Below are 17949 nucleotides of genomic sequence, written 5' to 3'. Positions count from 1 at the left end.
CGGCGGCGGAGGGCTTCGATCTCGCGGGAGAACGGCAAGCGGGCGGCTCACCGCCGGACAACGGGCCGTAGAACAGACCGGCGAGCAACAGCGGGACAGTCCAGCCGGCGCTGTCACCGGGACGATCAGCAGCGCAGCGGGCCGCACGTCGGGCCGAACCCGACGCCAGCCCATCCGGACGCTCCAGGCGCTCCAGACGGTTTCCCCCAAACCGGTCGCCGAGCGGACCGTCAGCCCTGCGGGCCTGTTCGCTCAGCCCTGCGGACCTCTTCGCTGCCCCGCCGGCCTTCTTCGCTCAGCCCCGCAGGCCCTCTTTCCTCAGGCCTGCGGACCTCTTCGCTCAGCCCTGCGGGCCCTCTTCGCTCAGGCCCGCGAGCCCTCGTCGCTTAGCCCCGGCCTTCGTCGCTCAACCCCGCGGGCCCACTTTCCTCAGCCTTGCGGGCCCTCGTCCGTCAGGCGTGCGGGCCCTCTTCCAGCAACCCGTGCAGGTACGTCCCGTAGCCCGACTTGGCGAGCGTGTCGGCACGCTGCTGCAGGCCCGCGTCGTCAATGAACCCGCGCCGCCAGGCGATCTCCTCCGGGCAGCCGATCTTCTGCCCCTGCCGCATCTCGACCGCCCGGACGAACTCCCCGGCCGCCATCAGCGAGTCGAACGTGCCGGTGTCCAGCCACGCCGTCCCGCGCGGCAGCACCTCGACCTGCAGGCGCTTGGCGTCCAGGTACACCTCGTTCACCGACGAGATCTCCAGCTCGCCGCGCGCGGAGGGCTTGATCTCCTTGGCGATGTCGACCACGTCGGCGGAGTAGAAGTACAGCCCCGGTACGGCGTAGTTGCTCTTCGGCTCCTTCGGCTTCTCCTCGATGCTCAGCGCCCGGCCCTCGGCGTCGAACTCGACCACCCCGTACGCCGTCGGATCCGCGACCCGGTAGGCGAACACCACACCGCCGTCGACGTCGTTGAACGTCTGCAGGTGCACCCCGAGCCCGGGACCGTAGAAGATGTTGTCGCCGAGCGCCAGCGCGACCGGCTCGTCCTTGATGAACTGCTCCCCGATCAGGAACGCCTGCGCCAGCCCGTCCGGGCTCGGCTGCACGGCGTACGAGATCTCCATCCCGAACTGCGACCCGTCGCCGAGCAGCCGCTGGAACTGCGGCGCGTCGTCCGGCGTGGTGATGACCAGCACCTCACGGATGTTCGCCAGCATCAGCGTCGACAGCGGGTAGTAGATCATCGGCTTGTCATAGACGGGGAGCAGTTGCTTGCTCGCTGCCATCGTGATCGGGTGCAGTCGGGTGCCGGAACCGCCGGCCAGGATGATCCCTCGCATGCGACCGCACCTTACCGACGTTGGCGGTCCATGCCACATCGAGCACTGGTCCACTGCCGGCGGAGCACGTCGTTCACTCCAAGTGATACTCCGCGAACCGGGTGCGCAGGTCCTTCTTGGAGAACTTGCCGACCGACGTCTTCGGCACCTCGTCGATGAACTCAACCGCATCCGGAAGCCACCACTTCGCGACCAGCGGCTCGAGGTACGCCAGGATCTCCTCACCCGTGACCGTCTCGCCCTCCTGCAACACCACGCAGGCCAGCGGACGCTCGTCCCACTTCGGATGCGGTACGCCAATCACCGCCGCCTCCTTGACCGCCGGGTGGGCCATCAACAGATTCTCCAGCTCGACGGAGCTGATCCACTCTCCGCCGGACTTCACCAGGTCCTTGGTCCGGTCGACCAGCCGCACTGATCCGTACTGGTCGATCGCGGCGACGTCGCCGGTCTTCATCCAGCCGTCCTCCGTGTTGAGCTCGACTCCCGCATCCGGCCGGTAGTACTCGGCCGCGATCCACGGCCCGCGGACCTGAAGCTCGCCGGTCGCCTCGTCGTCCCAGGGCAGCGGCGTTATCGACCCCGGCTCCACGATGCGAACCTCGACCCCCGGCAGCGGCAACCCCTGCCGGGCCCGCAGCTTGGCCTGCTCGTCCTCCGGCAGCTCCTGATCGCGGACCGGGACGTGCGAGGCCGTCGCGACCGGGCTGGTCTCCGTCATGCCCCACGCCTGGAGGATCGGCTTGCCGAGCTTCTCCCGGAACGCCTCCGACAGCGCGAGTGGCACGGCCGAACCACCACAGGGGATCCGCCGCAGCTTCGGCAGCTCGACACCGTCCAGCAACGGGAGCAGTCCCTGCCAGATGGTCGGTACGCCTGCGGACAGCGTGACCTCCTGCTCCTGCAGCAGTTTCAGGATGCCCTGTGGCGACATGTCCGGCCCCGGGAACACCAGGTTGGCCCCTGCCATCGGCGCCGCGTGCGCCAGCCCCCAGGCGTTCGCGTGGAACATCGGGACCACCGGCATCACCGTGTCGGTCTCGTGCAACCCGATGCCCGCGTTGGTCAGTACGCCGATCGAGTGCAGCCAGGTCGAGCGGTGCGAGTAGACGACCCCCTTGGGATTGCCCGTCGTCCCGCTCGTGTAGCACATCGCGGCTGCCTGGTTCTCGTCCTCGACGTGGAACTCGACCGGCTCCGCGGCCGCCAGCAGTTCCTCGTAGTCGTGGAACCGGTCGTCGTCCGGAAGCTCCACGCCCGGAGCGCCGGCCGGCAGGTCGTCCATCACGACCACGTGACGCAGCAGCGGCAACCGGTCCAGCAGCGGGAGGAAGAGCCCGAGCAGCGAGCGGTCCACGAAGACGACCTCGTCCTCGGCGTGGTTGGCGATGTACACCACCTGGTCGGGGAAGAGCCTGATGTTCAGCGTGTGCAGGACCCGGCCGGTGCAGGGCGCGGCGAAATACAGCTCGAGGTGCCGCCCCGAGTTCCACGCGAACGTGCCGACCCGGCCGTCGGCGCTGATGCCCAGGTCGTCGAGCACACCACCGAGGCGTCTGGTCCGCGCGGCCCACTCGCCGTACGTCATGGTCGTGGGCGCCGGGCCGCCGGTGTGCACGGTCTTGTCCGGGAAGAACTGCTCCGCCCGGCGGAAGATGGTGTCCAGGGACAGCTGGTAGTCCTGCATCAGACCCTTCATGACCCCACTGTGCCAGTTCCGGTGGCGCCTTGACCATGACCTCACCAGGCACTCACTACGCACTTTTCAGGAACTCATCGCATCAAGCCGACTAGATGTCACGACATACATGTCGTGTAATGTATTGACGGTGAAGCCGGCAGAAGAGTTGCGGTACTTGGTGCTCGCGATCCAGCGTGAGGGAAATCGCCTGCTCGCCGCCGATCTCCGCCCACTCGGCATCACCCCGTCACAGGCCGAAGTACTGCGCGTCCTGCGCGACCACGGCCCACTGACGCTCAACGCGCTCGGCGGTCTGCTGGTCTGCGAGACGGGCACGAGCCCCAGCCGCCTGGTCGAGCGACTGGTCGGCCAAGGACTCGTACGACGCGAGATCGACAAGGTCGACCGGCGCTATCTGGCGCTCAGTCTCACGTCGCGCGGACGTCAGCTCTGCCGGCGCGTCGTCACCGCCGAGGAGCGGCTGCACCGGCGGATCGCAGAGCTGACCGCCGGACTGCCCGTCGACGAAACCATCAGCACGCTGCGAGCCGTCGCCGAGTCCTTTCCCGCCGGTGCGGCCCTGGCTCGCCGGCGCGACACCGTGAAGGAGAAGTAGTCATGGAGTACGCAAGCTCGACGATCCCCGCCTCTCGCGCCGCGATCCGGCAAGCCCTGCTCGACGCACGTGCCCTACCCGAGTGGAACGAGGCTTTCGTCTCCGTCGACGGACCGGCCACGCCAACCATCGGTACGCCGTACGCGCTGCGCGTGCGACCACGCTTCACCGGCCGGCTGACGTACACGCTGATCGAGCCGGACCGCGTGGAGTTCGTCTGGGAGGTACCGGGGTTCCACGAGACCGCCAGCTGGATGATCGGCCCAGACGGCGAGGTGACCCACGGGTTCAGCCAGTCCGGACCGCTCGCCGCGGTGCTGCGGCCGGCGTACCGAGGAATCGCCGCCGTCCGCCTGGGCCGCCTCACCAACCGCCTCAGCCAACTGGCCCGCGCCGCCTAAGCCCTACTGGAAGTGCGCACCCGGCTTGCGGTAGCCGCGGAGCAGGTCGCGGGAGATGATCAGCCGCTGCATCTCGTCGGTGCCCTCGAAGATGCGCCACAACCGGACCTCACGGAACCACCGCTCGATCGGAAGCTCCTTGGTGTACCCCATGCCGCCGTGGATCTGCAGCACCCGGTCAGCGACCCGGTTGACCGTGTTGGTGCCGTAGAGCTTGGCGATCGCACTGTCGTGCTGCGGGTGCCGGCCCTGGTCGACCACCCACGCGGCGTACAGGACGAGCCAGCGGGCCGCCTCCAGCTCGACCTCCGAGTCGGCGATCATCCACTGGATCGCCTGGTTGTCGGCGATCGCACGACCGAACGTCTCGCGGCTGTTCGCGTGCTCGATCGCCAGCTCCAGCAGGCGCTCGCAGGCCCCGATGCCGCGCGCCGGGATCAGGAACCGTCCCTTCATGATCCAGCGCATCGCGAGCTCGTACCCCTGGCCGACCTCCCCGAGCACGTGATCGGCCGGCACCCGCACATCGTCGAAGTTGAGCGTCGCGGGAACCGCCTGACCCATCGTCACGATCGGGTCCGACGTCCAGCCGCGGTCCCGATCGACCAGGAACGCGGTGAACCCACCCTTCGACCCCAGCTCCGCGTCCGTCACCGCGATCACGATCGCGAAGTCGGCCTCGTTGCCGCCGGTGATGAACGTCTTCTCGCCGCGGATCACCCACTCGTCACCGTCGCGCCGGGCCCTCGTCCGGATCGCCCGCGTGTCCGAACCCGCGCCCGGTTCGGTGATCGCGAAGCAGGACCTGCGCTCGCCGGAGATCGTCGGCAGCAGGTATTCCTTGCGCTGCTGCTCGTTGCACTCGTAGAGGATGTTGTCGGCCTCGCCGCCGAAGGAGAACGGTACGAACGTCCGGCCGAGCTCGCTGGTGATCAGTGCCTGGTCAACCGCCGACAGGTTCATCCCGCCGTACTCCTCGGGTGTGCTCAGGCCCCAGAACCCGAAGCTCTTCGCCTTCTCACGCAGGGCTTTCACGACCTCGGGCTCGAGGCCTGGCTGGCCCTCTCGCTCGCGGCGCAGAACGTCGTTCTCCAGCGGCATCAGTTCCCGCCGGACGAACTCCCGGGTGGTGGCCCGGATCGCCTGCTGTTCCTCGGTGAGCGAGAAGTCGACCATGCAACGCCTCCTGCGTTCTGCGTCCGGAAGAATGCCTGAAGAGTTCCTACTGATTACCTTCTTCGCCACCCTAGGCCGATCTAGCCTCGATCACATGCTGACCGAGATTCGCGGAACTCGCCTGTACGTCGACCAGCGAGGGCCGGCCGACGCGCCGCCCCTGCTCTACCTGCACGGAGGCCCTGGCGCGGGATCGTACGACTTTCTCGCCTTCCAGGGGGATCGACTGGCCGAGCGGCTCCGGCTGATCGGCGTCGACCAGCGCGGGGTCCAGCATTCCGACCCCATCGACGGCCCTGTCACCGAGGACATCCTGATCGCGGACTTCGAGGCGCTCCGGGAGCAGCTCGGGTTCGAGCGATGGGCCGTGCTCGGCCACTCGTACGGCGGCCGCCTCGCGCTGCGCTACGCGGCGAACCATCCGTCGTCGGTGAGCCAGGTCATCTTCGAGAATCCGCCCTGGGACATGGTTCTGGCCACGCGCACCCTGGTCGAGTCGGCCCTTGCCCTGCTCACGGAGTTCGGCCTGCGAGACGCGGCCGACAAGCTCCTGCGGCAGTCCGGCCCGGCGACGACCGAGATGTGGATCGAACGAACGAGCCTGCTGCACAGACTCGGCGAGCGCCGGATGGAGATCTACCTCGGGCCGGGGTCCCGTGACCTCGAGCTTCCCTCCGGTGCCCTGCCCGACCAGATCCAGGACCGCGCGGGCTACTTCGCGGAGACGATCACACACACGCCCGGCTTCAACGAGTCCCTACTCCCGCTGCTGCCACAACTGTCCGCGCCGGCCCTGCTCGTCAAAGGCGAACACGACCCGGTCACCAGCCCCGAGGAGATTCACCATTTCCAGACCGAGGTTCTCGACGGCACCTACCACCTGTTCGAAGGCGCGGGCCATTTCGTGCACGCCGAGCAGCCCGAGGCGTACGCCGTTGCGGTCAGCGACTTTCTGCTCCGCTGAGCCGAGATCAGACCGCGATGGGCACGGCTCGCTTGTGGGCGGTGCGCCGGTGCGTGGCGATGATGATCTCGGCGGCCTCGGAGTCGATCTCTTGCCCTTCGAGGAAGTCGTCGATCTGGTCGTAGGTGACGCCGAGCACGGCTTCGTCGGGGATGCCCGGCCGGTCGGACTCGAGGTCGGCGGTGGGGACCTTGCCGGTGATCTCGGGCGCGGCGCCGAGGCGCTCGCCGATCGTGCGGACGCGGCGCTTGTTCAGCCCGGACAGCGGCGTCAGGTCGCACGCGCCGTCGCCGTACTTGGTGTAGAAGCCCATCACGGCCTCAGCAGCGTGATCGGTGCCGACGACCAGCCCTCCGCGCGCACCGGCGACGGCGTACTGCGCGATCATCCGCTGCCGTGCCTTGATGTTGCCGGCGTGGAAGTCGGCCCGCTCGCCGAGACCCGCATGCGTGACCGCGGCAACCATCGCGTCGGTCGCGGGCTTGATGTCGACCGTCAGCGTCTCGTCCGGCTTGATGAACTCGAGCGCCCGCTTGGCGTCGTCCTCGTCGTGCTGCACGCCGTACGGGAGCCGCATCGCCACGAACGTCGCGTCGCCGCCGTCGGCCCGGACCCGCTCGACCGCCAGCTGGCACAGCCGACCCGCCACACTCGAGTCGACACCGCCGCTGATCCCCAGCACATACACCGTCGATCCCGCCAGCCGCAGCCGATCGGCCAGGAAGGCCACGCGCCGCTCAATCTCCAGATCGGCATCGAACGACGGCGACACGTCGAGCTCAGCGATGATCAGTTCCTGCAGATAGCGACGGTCCTCGCTCATCGATCTCCCTCACCGGTCGAATCCTGGTCTCCAGTATCAGGTGCCCATTCGCTCGCCCCTCACGCCGACCCGCGAAGCGAGATGCGGCGGGCGACTCTGACTTGGCGCCGCAATGCTCGGGCGCGCGTCGTTCGAGCACCCGAGCCACCGTGGCGAGCCGTCTCGCTGCGCGCCGGGGATGGGTGTTCGCCGGCACGTGCGGCGCCGCGGCCCTCATCTCTGGAAGGGCCGGTCGCCGCACTGGGTGCACTGGCCGGTGTCGCCGCGGTGTCACCGCGGTGTCACCGCGGGATGCCGCGGGATGCCGCGGGATGCCGCGGGATGCCGTTACTCTGACCCGTCCATCGCCGAGGAACACCGACGTGGGTGAACCGGGACCACAGTGCGAGGGCACTGCAAGCGGCGGGTTCGAGCGCGCGTACGGGTCCGAGCGCCGGGTGCGGGTGCCGGTCCGAGCCGCGGCGTCGGTGCGGGCTGACCGGGGCCGGACATGAGGATTCCCCGCGCACCCGGAAGAGCTCACTTACCCTTGCTGCCTTCCGGCCCTGGGGGAGTTGGGCGAGATACCGCCACGCGGGGAACCAGCAGAGAGTGTACGGGATTGCGGGGCGGAACCGGGAATCGACCCCCGGGCCCACGACAGCATCCGTGGCGCTCGCCGAGCACCTCGCGTCCGAACGCGCGGAGGGGCCGCGGACCGAGGCCTCAGTCCACCGTCTGCCCACCCGCCTGGGTAGGAAGGCCGATCTAAGGTGGGAGCCGTGACCAAACACTCGTTCGGGCCGTTCGGAATCACCACGGGGTTGACGAGTTCGCCGGAGTCGATCGATGCGGCTCGGGCAGCTGAAGAATTGGGGTACCCGGCGATCTGGTTGTCGGGTGGACCGTTGCCGGGGCTGCGGACGATCCGGGAGTTGGTCGAGGCGACGAGCAGGATCAAGTTCGTGAGCGGGATTCTGTCGGTCGACTCGTACGCGCCTGAGGACGTCGCAGCGACGTACGCGGCTCTCGAGGCGGAGGCGCCGGGGCGGTTCACCGTGGGACTGGGTGGAGCGCACGGCGCTCGGCCCGTGGCCACGGTCAGGGATTACCTCGACCAACTGGACGGCGTACCGAAGCAGCACCGCCTGCTCGCGGCACTCGGACCGCGGATGCTGGAGCTGGCTCGCAACCGGACAGCTGGGGCCTACCCCTTTCTGGTGACCGCGGAGTACACGGCGAGCGCCCGGGCGGTCCTGGGGGCTGACAAGCTGCTGGCGGTGAGCCACCTGACGGTCGTGGAGACCGACGCCGAGCGAGCGCGCGCCATCGCGAGGGAGCCGATCAGCTTCTTCGTCACGCTTCCCGGGTACGCGGCGAACCTCCGACGGATGGGGTTCAGCGAGAGCGACCTGACTGAGCTGCCCGATCGCATGGTCGACGCGCTGACAGCATGGGGCACGTCGGAGCAGATCGCCGACCGACTACGCGAGCACCTGGAGGCCGGCGCCGACCACGTCGCCGTGAACATCCTCACCGGGGTGACCGGACCGCAGCCGATCGAGCAGTGGCGCGCGCTGGCTCCGGTTCTGCTCTAGCCCTCCGCCGACCTTGGTCGAGGATCAAATCAGCCGCTTTGCCGAGCGCGGAAGCGTTCGCCGATCCGGTCGAGGATCGAACTCAGGCGCTCTGCCGAGCGCGCAGGGCCGGAATCCAATGGTCACCGTAGCGGTCCTGTAGTTCCGGGCGCTGCCAGTCGGATCCGGTGACGGCGCCGCGGCACAGGTTCGAGCCGCAGGAGCAGGTCATCCGCCAGTTCTCGACGCCTGTGCTCGTGCCGTAGTCACTGGTGACCTCCTCGCCGGCCGCGATGTCCCGGCGGGCGGTCAGGGTGACGGCGTCGGTCCACCAGGTGTTCGGATCGCAGCTGTGGTTGCCATAAGCAATGACGGGACGCGGGTCAGCCGGCAGGACCAGGTGCACGTCGTCCTCGAGCGTGATTGTGTCGACCGGCGGATGCTCGAGCAGCTCGGTCAGTTCCGCGGTCGACACCTTGCGCCCGGCCAGCACCGCGAGAACCTCACCCGCGGCGATCGGGCCGGTGGCGAACAGGCCCTGACCCGCGATCCCCGATTCCCGTACGACGAGTTGAGGGTGACTCCAGCACAGCGCCTTCTCGTACAGGCGAGCGGTCGAGGTGAGCTGGTCGTACCGGTACGGCTTCGCCTCCCCCGTCGGCTCGAACCCCAGCCGAAGCCAGAACGGCGCGGCCTGCTCCGCGTTCGTGTCCACGACAGCTAGCCGAAGGCGCCGTACCTCGGGCCAGGTGTTCTCGACGTACCGCTCCACCAGCCGGTACGCCGTACGCCCGATCCCGCGGCCCTGGCGATCACCCCGGACCTGGAGCAGCCCGATGAACGCGTACGACGGGTCGGGATAGCCGCGCAGCAGATCGACCAGCGCGACCAGTTCGTCGCCCTCGAAAGCCCCGAGGACGACCTTCGCCTCCTCCGCCAGCCCCTCGGGCCGCATCATCAGCAAGCTCTGCGCATCCGCTGGGCCCGGCGGATAGCCCGTGATGCGCTCGGTGTACCCGGGATCGGACTCGATCAGCGCCTGAACGGCGTCGACGTCCGCCGGTTCTATCGGGCGGAGTTCCATGCCGCCTCCAGCTCGCCGATGCTGCCGGACATGATCGCCGGAACGTGCTTCGTGACGAGCTCCGCCGGCCAGTCCCACCAGGCGACCGCGAGCAGCCGCTCGACATCCTCGTCGCTGAACCGGCGCCGGATCACCTTCGCCGGGTTGCCGCCGACGATCGCGTAGTCCGGCACGTCGTCGACCACCACTGCGCGGGACGCGATGATCGCGCCGTGCCCGATCCGCACCCCCGGCATCACGGTCGAGCCGTACCCGAACCACACGTCGTTCCCGACCACTTTGTCACCACGCCCCGGCAACCCCGTGATCAGGCCGAAGTGTTCCGCCCAGTCCCCACCCATGATCGGGAACGGATACGTCGACGGCCCGTCCATCCGGTGGTTGGCGCCGTTCATCACGAACGTCGTACCGGTGCCGAGCGCGCAGTACTTCCCGATCCGCAGCTTCTCCGGTCCGTAGTGGTACAGCACGTTCCGCGTCTCGAACGCCTCCGGATCGTCCGGGTCGTCGTAGTAGGAGTAGGCCCCCACCTCGATCAACTCCGACCGCACCAGCGGCTTCAGCAACACCACCCGGTCCGCCCCCACCACCGGCCGCACGACACCAGGATCAGGCACTCCACCCATGCCTTCGACCCTAAAGCCCCACCCTCGCCCCGGGCCCCCGATTTTCGCTCCCCCAACCCCCGATTTCCCCCCGCCCGGCCAGCTCGCGTATCCTCTCCGCTTGGAGGATTCGCCTAGAGGCCTAGGGCGCACGCTTGGAAAGCGTGTTGGGGGCAACCCCTCACGAGTTCGAATCTCGTATCCTCCGCCACTCTCCGGGTGGCCATCCGATCAGTGTTTCCGCTGGTCAGCGCAGGATCTGGTCACACGCAGGGGACGAACACGAGATGGGCCGGTCGCGACAGCGACCGGCCCGTCTGCTTTGTGGGGTTGGGTGAAGGCCGGAATCTGCCGGGGCACGGGCCGACCGCTAGGGCAGCTGAGTCGCCGCTGGCGGCAACCTGCCGGCCGGTGGATCGTGGGGAGGTCCGGCGTGTGGGCGCTGTTAGGTTCGCGGGGTGGGCGAGCAGATCACGGCTGGGCGGTTTCATGCGGCTGATGGGGTTGACGACTGGCGGTCGGTCTATCACCTGGTGTCGGCTCATTTTCGGACCGGCTCGTTGGCCACGGGGATCGCGCTTGTCGCCGCGATCGGCGAGGTTGTTGGGGTTGGTGAGCAGGCGTACGTGAGCGTTGACCTGCGGGCCGCTGGGGTCACGGTTTCGTTGGGGCGGCGGGATGCCGGGCTGGCTCGGAGGATTTCGGGTGCTGCCGAGGGACTGGGGATCTCGGCTGACCCGAGCGTCGTTCAGGTCGTCAACGTCACTCTTGATGCGCTCGTTGGCGCGGAGGTGTTGCCGTTCTGGCGGGCGGTGCTCGGGTATGGGCAGATCGGGGACGACTATCTGTTCGATCCGTTGCGGCGCGGGCCGGGGTTCGGGTTGCAGGTGATGGATGTCGCGCGGACGCAGCGGAATCGGATGCATCTTGATGTTGCGGTCCCGCACGATCAGGCGGAGGCCCGGGTGTCGGCCGCCTTGGCTGCGGGTGGCCGCCTGGTGTCCGACGAGCACGCGCCGAAGTGGTGGGTGCTGGCTGATGCCGAGGGCAATGAGGTGTGCGTTGCCACCTGGGTGGGCCGGGAGCAGCACGCACGGCCGGCGGTAACGCCATTTACTGAGGATTCTTCGGGAATTCGGTTGACCCGCGAATGGGACTGCCTTTTCAGGCACGTTGATGCCCGGAAAGGATTGCCGCCGCAGGCCCCCTTTCGATGTCGATGCAAGTGTTTGCTTGAAAGCGTGGCCGGTTCTACGTTCGAGGACGAGTGGTCAGTGACGTCGCGGTCCCCGCCCGGGCCGGTATCGGGCAGGGCAGATGGAGGGGACGGATCGGATTCAGGTGAGTCTGCTGGGGCCGTTGGTCGTACGGCGGGGTGGACGGGAGCTCGAGGTGGGAGGGCGGCTGCGGGCTCTGCTGGCGGTGTTGGCGCTGGAGGCTGGGCGGCCGGTGTCGGTGGAGCGGGTGGCTCGCGGGGTGTGGAGTGACGAGTTGCCGGTGCATGTGCGGAAAAGTGTGCAGACGCAGATCATGCGATTGCGGCGGCTGCTGGGCAATGACCGGATTCGCACCGAACCCGGTGGTTATCTGCTGGATATTCGGCCCGATGACATCGACGTCGTGCGTTTCGGGAGGCTGATATCCGCGGTTGCCGCGGAAACCGAGGTGGAAGAGCAGCGGTTGCTGCTGGCAGAGGCCTTGACGATTTGGCGCGGGACGCCGTTCGAGTGCGTCGGGTCTCGGTGGCTTGACGAGGTCGAGGCGGAGCGGATGGTCGAGCTCTACCTCGCGGCCCAGGAGCGCTGGGTGGATCTGGAGCTCGCGGCGGGGCGGTACGGCGCGGTGGTGGCCGATCTGCGCGAGCTGACGGCTCGGTTCCCGCTGCGGGAGGCGCTGTGGTCGCGGCTGCTGCTGGCGTTGCGGCGCAGCGGGCGGTGCGCGGAGGCGCTCAGCTGCTACGAGAGCGTCCGGGTGATGCTGGCGGACGAGCTCGGAGTCGATCCTGGACCGGAGCTCAGGCGCCAGTACGGCGAACTGCTGCAGAGCGACCCGATCGCTGACGCGCAGGCCGTGCACGAAGAAAGCAAGACCGATAACCAAGGCGCCGGTACGCCGCAGCAACTGCCGGCAGCGCCAGGCCTGTTCGTCGGCCGGGACAAGGAACTGCGGGCCCTCGGCGAGAGCCAGCAGGAAGCGATCGTCGTACTGCACGGCCTCGGCGGCATCGGGAAGACCGCCTTGGCGCTGCAGTGGGCGCACAAACAGCGCGGGCAATTCCCAGACGGACAGCTGTTCATCGACCTCCAGGGCTACGGCCCCGGCGACCTGATCACCACCAGCGCGGCGCTCCGCAGCCTGCTGCTCAGCCTGGGCCTCCCGGAAGCGCAGATCCCAGACGACATCGAGGCCCGCTCCTCCATGCTCAGGACGATGCTGGCCAACCGCCGCTGCCTGGTCGTGCTCGACAACGCACTCGACGCAGACCACATCCGCCCACTGATCCCAGGCACCGGCTCGCTCGCAGTGGTGACCAGCCGCAGCGAGCTGCGCGGACTCGCCGTACGCGAGGGCGCGCGACGCATCGCGATCGGCCAACTGACCGCCGAGGAGTCCGCCGAACTTCTGCGCGCCAGACTGCCGGGCGAACAGGCAAATGACGTTCTCAACGAGCTCGCCGACCTCTGCGGTCATGTCCCGCTCGCCCTGTCGATCGCCGCCGAGCGGGCGGAGGACGACGTACAGGTGGTGATGGACGAGCTCCGCGATCTGCCGCGACGGCTGGAGGCGTTGGCGGTCGGCGACGAGAGTGGCGACCTGCGGGCCGTGTTCGATCGTTCGTACCAGACGCTCGCCCCGGAGGTCGCGCGGGCGTTTCGGCTGCTCGGGCTGTACCTGTACGACGAGTTCGACTCGTCGGCCGCGGCCGGTCTGCTCGGTACGTCGGCCCGGGCGGCGAGCTCGGTCCTGGACGACCTGGCGGACCAGCACCTGCTGTGCCGGGCCGGCGCACGGCGGTTCGAGTTCCACGAGCTCGTCCGCGCCTATGCCGTCGAGCTGACGCACGAGGGACGCCGTACGGCCAGGGACGCGGTGTCCCTGGCCGCTCGGAGATCCCCTGCCTACTGGAAGTAGCCCTCGATGCTCTGCGCGTGCGACCAGCACCAGTGGTGGAAGCTGACCGAGCCCCACGGGCCGACCCACTTAGTCTGGTCGGTGTCGTTGTCGCCCAGCGCCCAGCAGTCGACGTGGAAGTGCGCGTACCGGGCCTGGTCGGTCTGGTTGTAGCAGGTGACCTTGGCGTCCGACGTACCGAGGCCGCTCTGGTCACACCAGTAGCCGTCGGCCTTGCTCGGGACCGGCGCCACCTCGGCGGTGGCCCTGCTTGCGGCGTCCGGGGTGACCGCCGCGGCCACTCCGGTGCCGGCCACCGGTGCGACGAGCATGCCGATCGCCGCGAACCCCATCAACGTCTTCCTCATAGCCTGACTCCCTGTTCGACGGTTCAGCTTGATGGCACCAGCGAATCAACACCCGGCTCCTCGGCGGCTCCCGATCGGCGTCACGCCGGTAGCAAGTGGCAAGTCGAGGACATCCAGGGTTGAAAGCCGGTCGGCGAGTGCACACTGACAGTGACGATCCGTTCTGCTGGGGAGAGGGACCGATGAGCTACACGCCGCAGTACGCCTGGCAGCCACCGCCACCGCCTCCGCCGCAGACGCAGCCGCCGGCCGTGGTGACGCCTGATCCGCTCGCGGTTGCGGTCGGCAACGCGTCGCTGCTCGGGGTCGGGTACGTGCTGATGAAGCGCTGGGGCTTCGCGATCCTCAACCTGATGGTGGTCGGCTCGCTGCTGATCTTCCTGCTGGTGCTGAAGAAGCCCTGGTGCGAACTCGCGCTGGTCGCCTGGTGGGTGATCAGCATCGTGCACGGCTTCTTCCTCGCGAACGCCGCGCCGCGCAAGGCCTCCGACCTGCCCCAGCGGGTGGTCGCGTTCGCGATCACGATCCCGGTGCTGCTGGCGGTCGGCCTGCTCCGGTACGACGCCGGCCGGATCGCGGGCGAGGTCTCCGAGGCGCGCGAGGCCGGGGACTGCACGAAGCTCATCAACGCCCAGGACGAGCTCTGGCTCGGCCACCGGGTCGTCGATGCGCCGGGAACCGAGCAGGGCGACGTGGACGTTCAGCTGTGCGACAGGCTGGGCCGGGCCAAGGGAGAGCTGGCGATCGGGCTCACTGGCGACTACACCGCTTTGCGGGACGGGTTCGACGTACTGGGCTCGGTGCTGGCCGAGCCCGGGCACGAGAAGACCGTCGACGTGACGCTGAAGGGCTGGCTCGACGACCTGCCGGTGAAGGACCCGTGCCGGACCGTCCGAGTGACCGACTGGCTGCGGCAGCGCAAGCCGACCAACGACTTGCTCGATCAGTCCCGTGCGACGGTGACGAAGACCGCGCCGGCGGCGATCACGGCGTGCGCCGATCGGCTGCTGAGCCAGAAGAACTGGGAGGCCGCGCGAGCGTCGTACCAGCAACTGGTTTCGCAGTACCCGAAGGACGCGCGGGTGGCGAAGGCGAGGGCCGGGATTCGGCAGGCCACGCTGGCGATCGAGCTGACGCAGGTGCGAGATCTGCTGGCGCGCAACGCGTACTGCGACTCGCCGGCGAAATTCAGCGGAGCACGGCCGTACCAGCGCGGGTTCAACTCGGGGCTCTTCGAGGGCGACGACGAGATGACCAAGCGGCTGCCGGCCTCGTGGCGTGCGAGCGACGCCAGCAACGCCGTCATGGTCGTCTGCACGGAGGAGGCGGAGGACGGTACGGCGGTCCGGACGTGCCCGTACCGCAGCGAGTCGAACCCGCAGAACGTCTCCGACGTGACCTTCCACAAGATCGCTGTCCCGGTGAAGGTGTACGAGCTGCGCACCGGCCGGCTGGTGTCGAACACCCGCGTGCAGATCAACGGCACCGCCTGCCCGAGCCGGATCACCTACACCACCTACCTCACCGGCTGGGACTATCCGCCGTCGACCCAGCCGGTCGTGCCGTCCACCGCGACCATCCAGGCGGCCTTCCGGTACCTGTTCCTGCGCTGACTCCCAACCACGCGGGAGTCAGAGCAGCGGGATGAGCGCGGCTTCCTCTGTGTCGAGGTGCGTGACGACCTCGTCGATCAGGCGGTCGACCTCGGGCAGTACGACGGCCGGGCTGCCGGTGCCGACCAGTTTCTGGAGCTCGTCGAGCAGCAGGGCGATCTTGTCGTGGTCCGCCTGCAGTTCGGTGATCGTAGCGGTGAGCTCGGGATAGCGGTCGAGCAAGGCGGGGAACATGCCCTTGCTCTCGCCGGTGTGGTGGAAGTGCAGGCCTTGGCAGAGCGTCAGGCAGTTGATCCGGAGTTGCGCGCCCACGCCGGCCATCGCGTTCGGGCCGTCGGCCGCAGCGGCGACCTCCTTGCGGATCAAGGCCAATTCGCGCCGGAAGACCCCGTGAATCAGGCGGAGTGCTTCGCCGAACGAGGACGCGTTCGGGGGACCGCCGTCGATCTGGGTGAGCGCGACGACCGGGATGGTCCGGGTGGTCTTGCGCTGGTACTCGCCCCAGCCGGGGTCGGCCTCGACGAGGCGGGCGAATGTCTGGTCGCGTTCGTCCCCGTCCAGGATCGTCGCCTCCGCGTCGTACGTGAAGACGCCGGTCTCGACAGTGGCGCGCGGATTGGCGCGAAGGTTGTAGTACCAGTCGGGGTTCTTCGGGCCGCCGCCGGCCGAGCCGACGACAAGCACGCGCTCGGCGGTGTCGGGGTAGTAGCCGAGCACGGACGTGTGCGGGCGGCCGGAGCGGGCGCCGGTCGTGGTGAGCAGGAGCAGACGCGCACCCTCGAACGGGCCGCCGACCACGCCGTTGTTGGCGCGGAACTCCTCGATGAGCTGCTGGGTGAAATCGTTCATTCAAATCCTTTCAGGCAAGGGAAAACTGGGCATGACGCAGTTGGCCCGCGGGGACGCGCGGGAAGGAATCCGTCCGGGACGGAGGAGAGGTGATCAACAGAAGGCGCGGCGGAACTCACACGCCGATCAGAAGAAGAAACAGGCGGGCCGCGATCGACCCTCGCCGCGCTCAGAACGCGGCCGGGAACCCAACTCGTACTTGGCTCGAAGCCGACCCGGCAGTCACGGTGGAAAGCGTACGGCACAACAGGTGCAGGAGAACAGGCTCTTCGTACGGGAGAATGCTCAGGTGGACGAGATTCCGTTGCGGGAGCGGCTGGTGGTGGCGGGCGTGGAGCTGCTCGAGCAGGACGGGGCGGCGGGGTTGTCGTTGCGGGCGATCACTCGTCGGGTCGGGGTCTCGCACGGTGCGCCACGGCGGTATTTTCCGACCCACAACTCTTTGCTGGCTGCGATTGCGGCGACCGGCCTGGCCGATCTGGCCGCGCGACTCACCGCGCCGGCTGCTGGGGAACCTCGGGCACACCTGCTGGAGCTGGGGCGCCGTTATCTGGCGTTCGCGGCTGAGCGGCCGGCGATGTTCGAGCTGATCTTCCGGCACGACCTGCTGGAAGGGGCCGGGGGCAACCTCCGGGCGACGACGTTGCCGTTGCTCGAAACCCTGACCACGGTGGTCGCTGCCGCTGTTCCGGAGACCGCCGATGCGGCCGAGCGCACTGTCGGGCTGTGGACCAACCTGCACGGCCTGGCGGTTCTCCGCGCGACGAAGACGCTCGATCTGATCCTCGAGGACAGTCGGTTGGACGCCTTCGTTGTTCGCGCGGTGGACGCGCACCTCAGCTGAGCACGATGTCGGCGGTCAGGCCGTAGTGGTCGCTCAGGGGTGGGTTGACGCCGATCAGGGCGGCTGACGTGACGGTGGCCGCGGCGACGAAGATGTAGTCGATGCGGCGGTGGTGGTTGGGTTGGGCGATCAGCTTGGCGATTTCCTCGCGGGCGAGCGGGTTGTCGCTGGTCCAGGTGTGGCCCGGGCCCTGGCCGGCGATGGTCCAGGCGTCGTGGAAGTGGGTGCTTCGGCCGTCCAGCGACTGGAGGCCGGAGAGGAAGCGGATGCTCGCCGCGTCCGGTGTCGCGTTGAAGTCGCCGGCCAGGACGGTCGGGAGATCGTGCCGGGCGTGCAGGGCGGCGATGTCGAGGGCCTGGCGCTCGCGGGCGTGCTCGTGGTCGAGGCGCCAGGGAGTGGTGGGCGTGATCGCCAGGACTTCACGGGGGCCGAGGTCGATCCTGACGGCGAGTGTCCACCAGTGCGGGTCCGTCGTCGGGCTTTCCAGTACGTCGGTGACGCGGTGCGGATGCCGGGTCGCGATCGCCGTGCCGTCGTGCTGGAAGAGTTCGGGCAGGTCCGGCAGTACGTCGTACTGGTGGGTGCGGTGGATCAGGTCGGTGCCGTCGAGCAGCTCGGTCAGCTGGTCGTGGCCGCCGGACGGGTAGCAGACCTCTTGCAGCATCACGACGTCCGGCGCGAGGCGGCGGAGCTCGGCGTTGATCAGCGCGAAGCGACTCGGGTCGCCCACGTCGTTCTGTACGTTCAGGGTGAGGATTCGCATCAAGCTTCGGGTTCCCGCTCGCGCCCCGGGCAATCAGATCGGCTGGACAACGCTTGCCGTCACGCAGAGTGAACAGGGCAATTCAGAACGCGATAAATCAGCGTTTCGGACCCGGCAGGACTGAAATCGTTCGGGATTCCTCTGAAAAGGTGGAGGAAACGTGTAAC

Annotated in this window: 16 protein-coding genes, 1 tRNA gene, 1 other RNA gene and 1 pseudogene; 9 read left to right on the top strand and 10 right to left on the bottom strand. The window is 68.4% G+C overall.

Annotated features, from left to right (window positions below; translation table 11 throughout):
• Positions 1 to 452 precede the first annotated feature (452 nt).
• Together rfbA and ACQPXM_RS02080 are read right to left on the bottom strand one after the other, a co-directional pair.
• Positions 453 to 1328 carry a glucose-1-phosphate thymidylyltransferase RfbA gene (gene rfbA / locus ACQPXM_RS02085; protein WP_432944144.1) on the bottom strand — a complete coding sequence of 292 codons (876 nt, stop codon included), beginning with the start codon at positions 1326 to 1328 and terminating at the stop codon, positions 453 to 455.
• A 73-nt stretch (positions 1329 to 1401) separates the two neighbouring features.
• A complete protein-coding gene (locus tag ACQPXM_RS02080) occupies positions 1402 to 3027 on the bottom strand; it encodes a long-chain fatty acid--CoA ligase (protein ID WP_432944143.1) in 1626 nt (541 codons plus the stop codon).
• A 130-nt stretch (positions 3028 to 3157) separates the two neighbouring features.
• Between ACQPXM_RS02080 and ACQPXM_RS02075 the strand changes: the two genes are divergently transcribed.
• Together ACQPXM_RS02075 and ACQPXM_RS02070 are read left to right on the top strand one after the other, a co-directional pair.
• Positions 3158 to 3625, top strand: a complete 468-nt coding sequence (locus ACQPXM_RS02075) for a MarR family winged helix-turn-helix transcriptional regulator (RefSeq protein ID WP_432944141.1) — start codon at positions 3158 to 3160, stop codon at positions 3623 to 3625.
• A 2-nt stretch (positions 3626 to 3627) separates the two neighbouring features.
• Positions 3628 to 4026: a hypothetical protein gene (locus ACQPXM_RS02070; protein WP_432944139.1), complete on the top strand. Its 399-nt coding sequence runs from the start codon at positions 3628 to 3630 to the stop codon at positions 4024 to 4026.
• A 3-nt stretch (positions 4027 to 4029) separates the two neighbouring features.
• Here the strand turns inward: ACQPXM_RS02070 and ACQPXM_RS02065 are convergent, their stop codons facing one another.
• Positions 4030 to 5202 carry an acyl-CoA dehydrogenase family protein gene (locus ACQPXM_RS02065; RefSeq protein ID WP_432944137.1) on the bottom strand — a complete coding sequence of 391 codons (1173 nt, stop codon included), beginning with the start codon at positions 5200 to 5202 and terminating at the stop codon, positions 4030 to 4032.
• 94 nt (positions 5203 to 5296) lie between these two features.
• On the opposite strand from ACQPXM_RS02065, the gene ACQPXM_RS02060 reads away from it, so the two are divergent.
• On the top strand, positions 5297 to 6166 hold the full coding sequence (locus ACQPXM_RS02060) for an alpha/beta fold hydrolase (protein WP_432944135.1): 870 nt from the start codon (positions 5297 to 5299) through the stop codon (positions 6164 to 6166).
• A gap of 7 nt (positions 6167 to 6173) precedes the next feature.
• Here ACQPXM_RS02060 and nadE read toward each other — a convergent pair whose 3' ends face one another.
• Complete coding sequence (gene nadE / locus ACQPXM_RS02055; RefSeq protein WP_432944133.1) at positions 6174 to 6989, bottom strand: ammonia-dependent NAD(+) synthetase; 816 nt, start codon at positions 6987 to 6989, stop codon at positions 6174 to 6176.
• A 489-nt stretch (positions 6990 to 7478) separates the two neighbouring features.
• An RNA gene (gene ffs, locus ACQPXM_RS02050) (signal recognition particle sRNA small type) lies at positions 7479 to 7575 on the bottom strand.
• A 175-nt stretch (positions 7576 to 7750) separates the two neighbouring features.
• Between ffs and ACQPXM_RS02045 the strand changes: the two genes are divergently transcribed.
• Complete coding sequence (locus ACQPXM_RS02045; RefSeq protein WP_432944131.1) at positions 7751 to 8566, top strand: TIGR03620 family F420-dependent LLM class oxidoreductase; 816 nt, start codon at positions 7751 to 7753, stop codon at positions 8564 to 8566.
• Positions 8567 to 8648: 82 nt separating this feature from the next.
• On the opposite strand, the gene ACQPXM_RS02040 is transcribed toward ACQPXM_RS02045, so the two are convergent.
• Positions 8649 to 9629, bottom strand: coding sequence for a GNAT family N-acetyltransferase (locus ACQPXM_RS02040; RefSeq protein ID WP_432944129.1), 981 nt, complete (start codon positions 9627 to 9629; stop codon positions 8649 to 8651).
• Positions 9611 to 10255, bottom strand: coding sequence for a CatB-related O-acetyltransferase (locus tag ACQPXM_RS02035; RefSeq protein ID WP_432944127.1), 645 nt, complete (start codon positions 10253 to 10255; stop codon positions 9611 to 9613). The genes ACQPXM_RS02040 and ACQPXM_RS02035 overlap by 19 nt, the downstream gene beginning before the upstream one ends.
• Positions 10256 to 10357: 102 nt before the next feature.
• Between ACQPXM_RS02035 and ACQPXM_RS02030 the strand changes: the two genes are divergently transcribed.
• From ACQPXM_RS02030 to ACQPXM_RS02020, 3 genes and pseudogenes are all read left to right on the top strand, one after another.
• Positions 10358 to 10445 (top strand) — tRNA-Ser (locus ACQPXM_RS02030).
• A gap of 247 nt (positions 10446 to 10692) precedes the next feature.
• A pseudogene (locus ACQPXM_RS02025) lies at positions 10693 to 11238 on the top strand (VOC family protein); the annotation flags it as partial.
• Between the two features lie 337 nt (positions 11239 to 11575).
• Positions 11576 to 13366 (top strand): BTAD domain-containing putative transcriptional regulator, encoded by a 1791-nt coding sequence (locus ACQPXM_RS02020; protein ID WP_432944126.1) that lies wholly within the window; start codon positions 11576 to 11578, stop codon positions 13364 to 13366.
• On the opposite strand, the gene ACQPXM_RS02015 is transcribed toward ACQPXM_RS02020, so the two are convergent.
• Positions 13354 to 13713, bottom strand: coding sequence for a hypothetical protein (locus tag ACQPXM_RS02015; RefSeq protein WP_432944124.1), 360 nt, complete (start codon positions 13711 to 13713; stop codon positions 13354 to 13356). The two genes, ACQPXM_RS02020 and ACQPXM_RS02015, sit on opposite strands and share 13 nt — an antisense overlap.
• 182 nt (positions 13714 to 13895) lie before the next feature.
• Between ACQPXM_RS02015 and ACQPXM_RS02010 the strand changes: the two genes are divergently transcribed.
• Complete coding sequence (locus ACQPXM_RS02010) at positions 13896 to 15326, top strand: hypothetical protein (RefSeq protein ID WP_432944122.1); 1431 nt, start codon at positions 13896 to 13898, stop codon at positions 15324 to 15326.
• Positions 15327 to 15344: 18 nt separating this feature from the next.
• Here ACQPXM_RS02010 and ACQPXM_RS02005 read toward each other — a convergent pair whose 3' ends face one another.
• On the bottom strand, positions 15345 to 16175 hold the full coding sequence (locus ACQPXM_RS02005) for a nitroreductase/quinone reductase family protein (protein ID WP_432944120.1): 831 nt from the start codon (positions 16173 to 16175) through the stop codon (positions 15345 to 15347).
• On the opposite strand from ACQPXM_RS02005, the gene ACQPXM_RS02000 reads away from it, so the two are divergent.
• Entirely contained in the window at positions 16162 to 17019 is an 858-nt protein-coding gene (locus tag ACQPXM_RS02000) for a TetR/AcrR family transcriptional regulator (protein WP_432944118.1), read from the top strand. The genes ACQPXM_RS02005 and ACQPXM_RS02000 overlap by 14 nt on opposite strands.
• On the opposite strand, the gene ACQPXM_RS01995 is transcribed toward ACQPXM_RS02000, so the two are convergent.
• On the bottom strand, positions 17012 to 17782 hold the full coding sequence (locus ACQPXM_RS01995; RefSeq protein ID WP_432944116.1) for an endonuclease/exonuclease/phosphatase family protein: 771 nt from the start codon (positions 17780 to 17782) through the stop codon (positions 17012 to 17014). The two genes, ACQPXM_RS02000 and ACQPXM_RS01995, sit on opposite strands and share 8 nt — an antisense overlap.
• Positions 17783 to 17949: the final 167 nt, after the last annotated feature.

The sequence above is a fragment of the Kribbella sp. CA-253562 genome (assembly GCF_050942265.1).
Lineage (GTDB): Bacteria > Actinomycetota > Actinomycetes > Propionibacteriales > Kribbellaceae > Kribbella.
Note: the sequence above shows the minus strand (reverse complement) of the source record. Positions and strands in the feature narration are given on the sequence as shown.

Bases quoted from the DNA above. Each gene is read 5' to 3' on its own strand.
- rfbA (WP_432944144.1), bottom strand. From the start codon at position 1,328: ATGCGAGGGATCATCCTGGCCGGCGGTTCCGGCACCCGACTGCACCCG.
- ACQPXM_RS02080 (WP_432944143.1), bottom strand. From the start codon at position 3,027: ATGAAGGGTCTGATGCAGGACTACCAGCTGTCCCTGGACACCATCTTC.
- ACQPXM_RS02070 (WP_432944139.1), top strand. From the start codon at position 3,628: ATGGAGTACGCAAGCTCGACGATCCCCGCCTCTCGCGCCGCGATCCGG.
- ACQPXM_RS02065 (WP_432944137.1), bottom strand. From the start codon at position 5,202: ATGGTCGACTTCTCGCTCACCGAGGAACAGCAGGCGATCCGGGCCACC.
- ACQPXM_RS02060 (WP_432944135.1), top strand. From the start codon at position 5,297: ATGCTGACCGAGATTCGCGGAACTCGCCTGTACGTCGACCAGCGAGGG.
- nadE (WP_432944133.1), bottom strand. From the start codon at position 6,989: ATGAGCGAGGACCGTCGCTATCTGCAGGAACTGATCATCGCTGAGCTC.
- ACQPXM_RS02040 (WP_432944129.1), bottom strand. From the start codon at position 9,629: ATGGAACTCCGCCCGATAGAACCGGCGGACGTCGACGCCGTTCAGGCG.
- ACQPXM_RS02035 (WP_432944127.1), bottom strand. From the start codon at position 10,255: ATGGGTGGAGTGCCTGATCCTGGTGTCGTGCGGCCGGTGGTGGGGGCG.
- ACQPXM_RS02015 (WP_432944124.1), bottom strand. From the start codon at position 13,713: ATGAGGAAGACGTTGATGGGGTTCGCGGCGATCGGCATGCTCGTCGCA.
- ACQPXM_RS02010 (WP_432944122.1), top strand. From the start codon at position 13,896: ATGAGCTACACGCCGCAGTACGCCTGGCAGCCACCGCCACCGCCTCCG.
- ACQPXM_RS02005 (WP_432944120.1), bottom strand. From the start codon at position 16,175: ATGAACGATTTCACCCAGCAGCTCATCGAGGAGTTCCGCGCCAACAAC.
- ACQPXM_RS01995 (WP_432944116.1), bottom strand. From the start codon at position 17,782: ATGCGAATCCTCACCCTGAACGTACAGAACGACGTGGGCGACCCGAGT.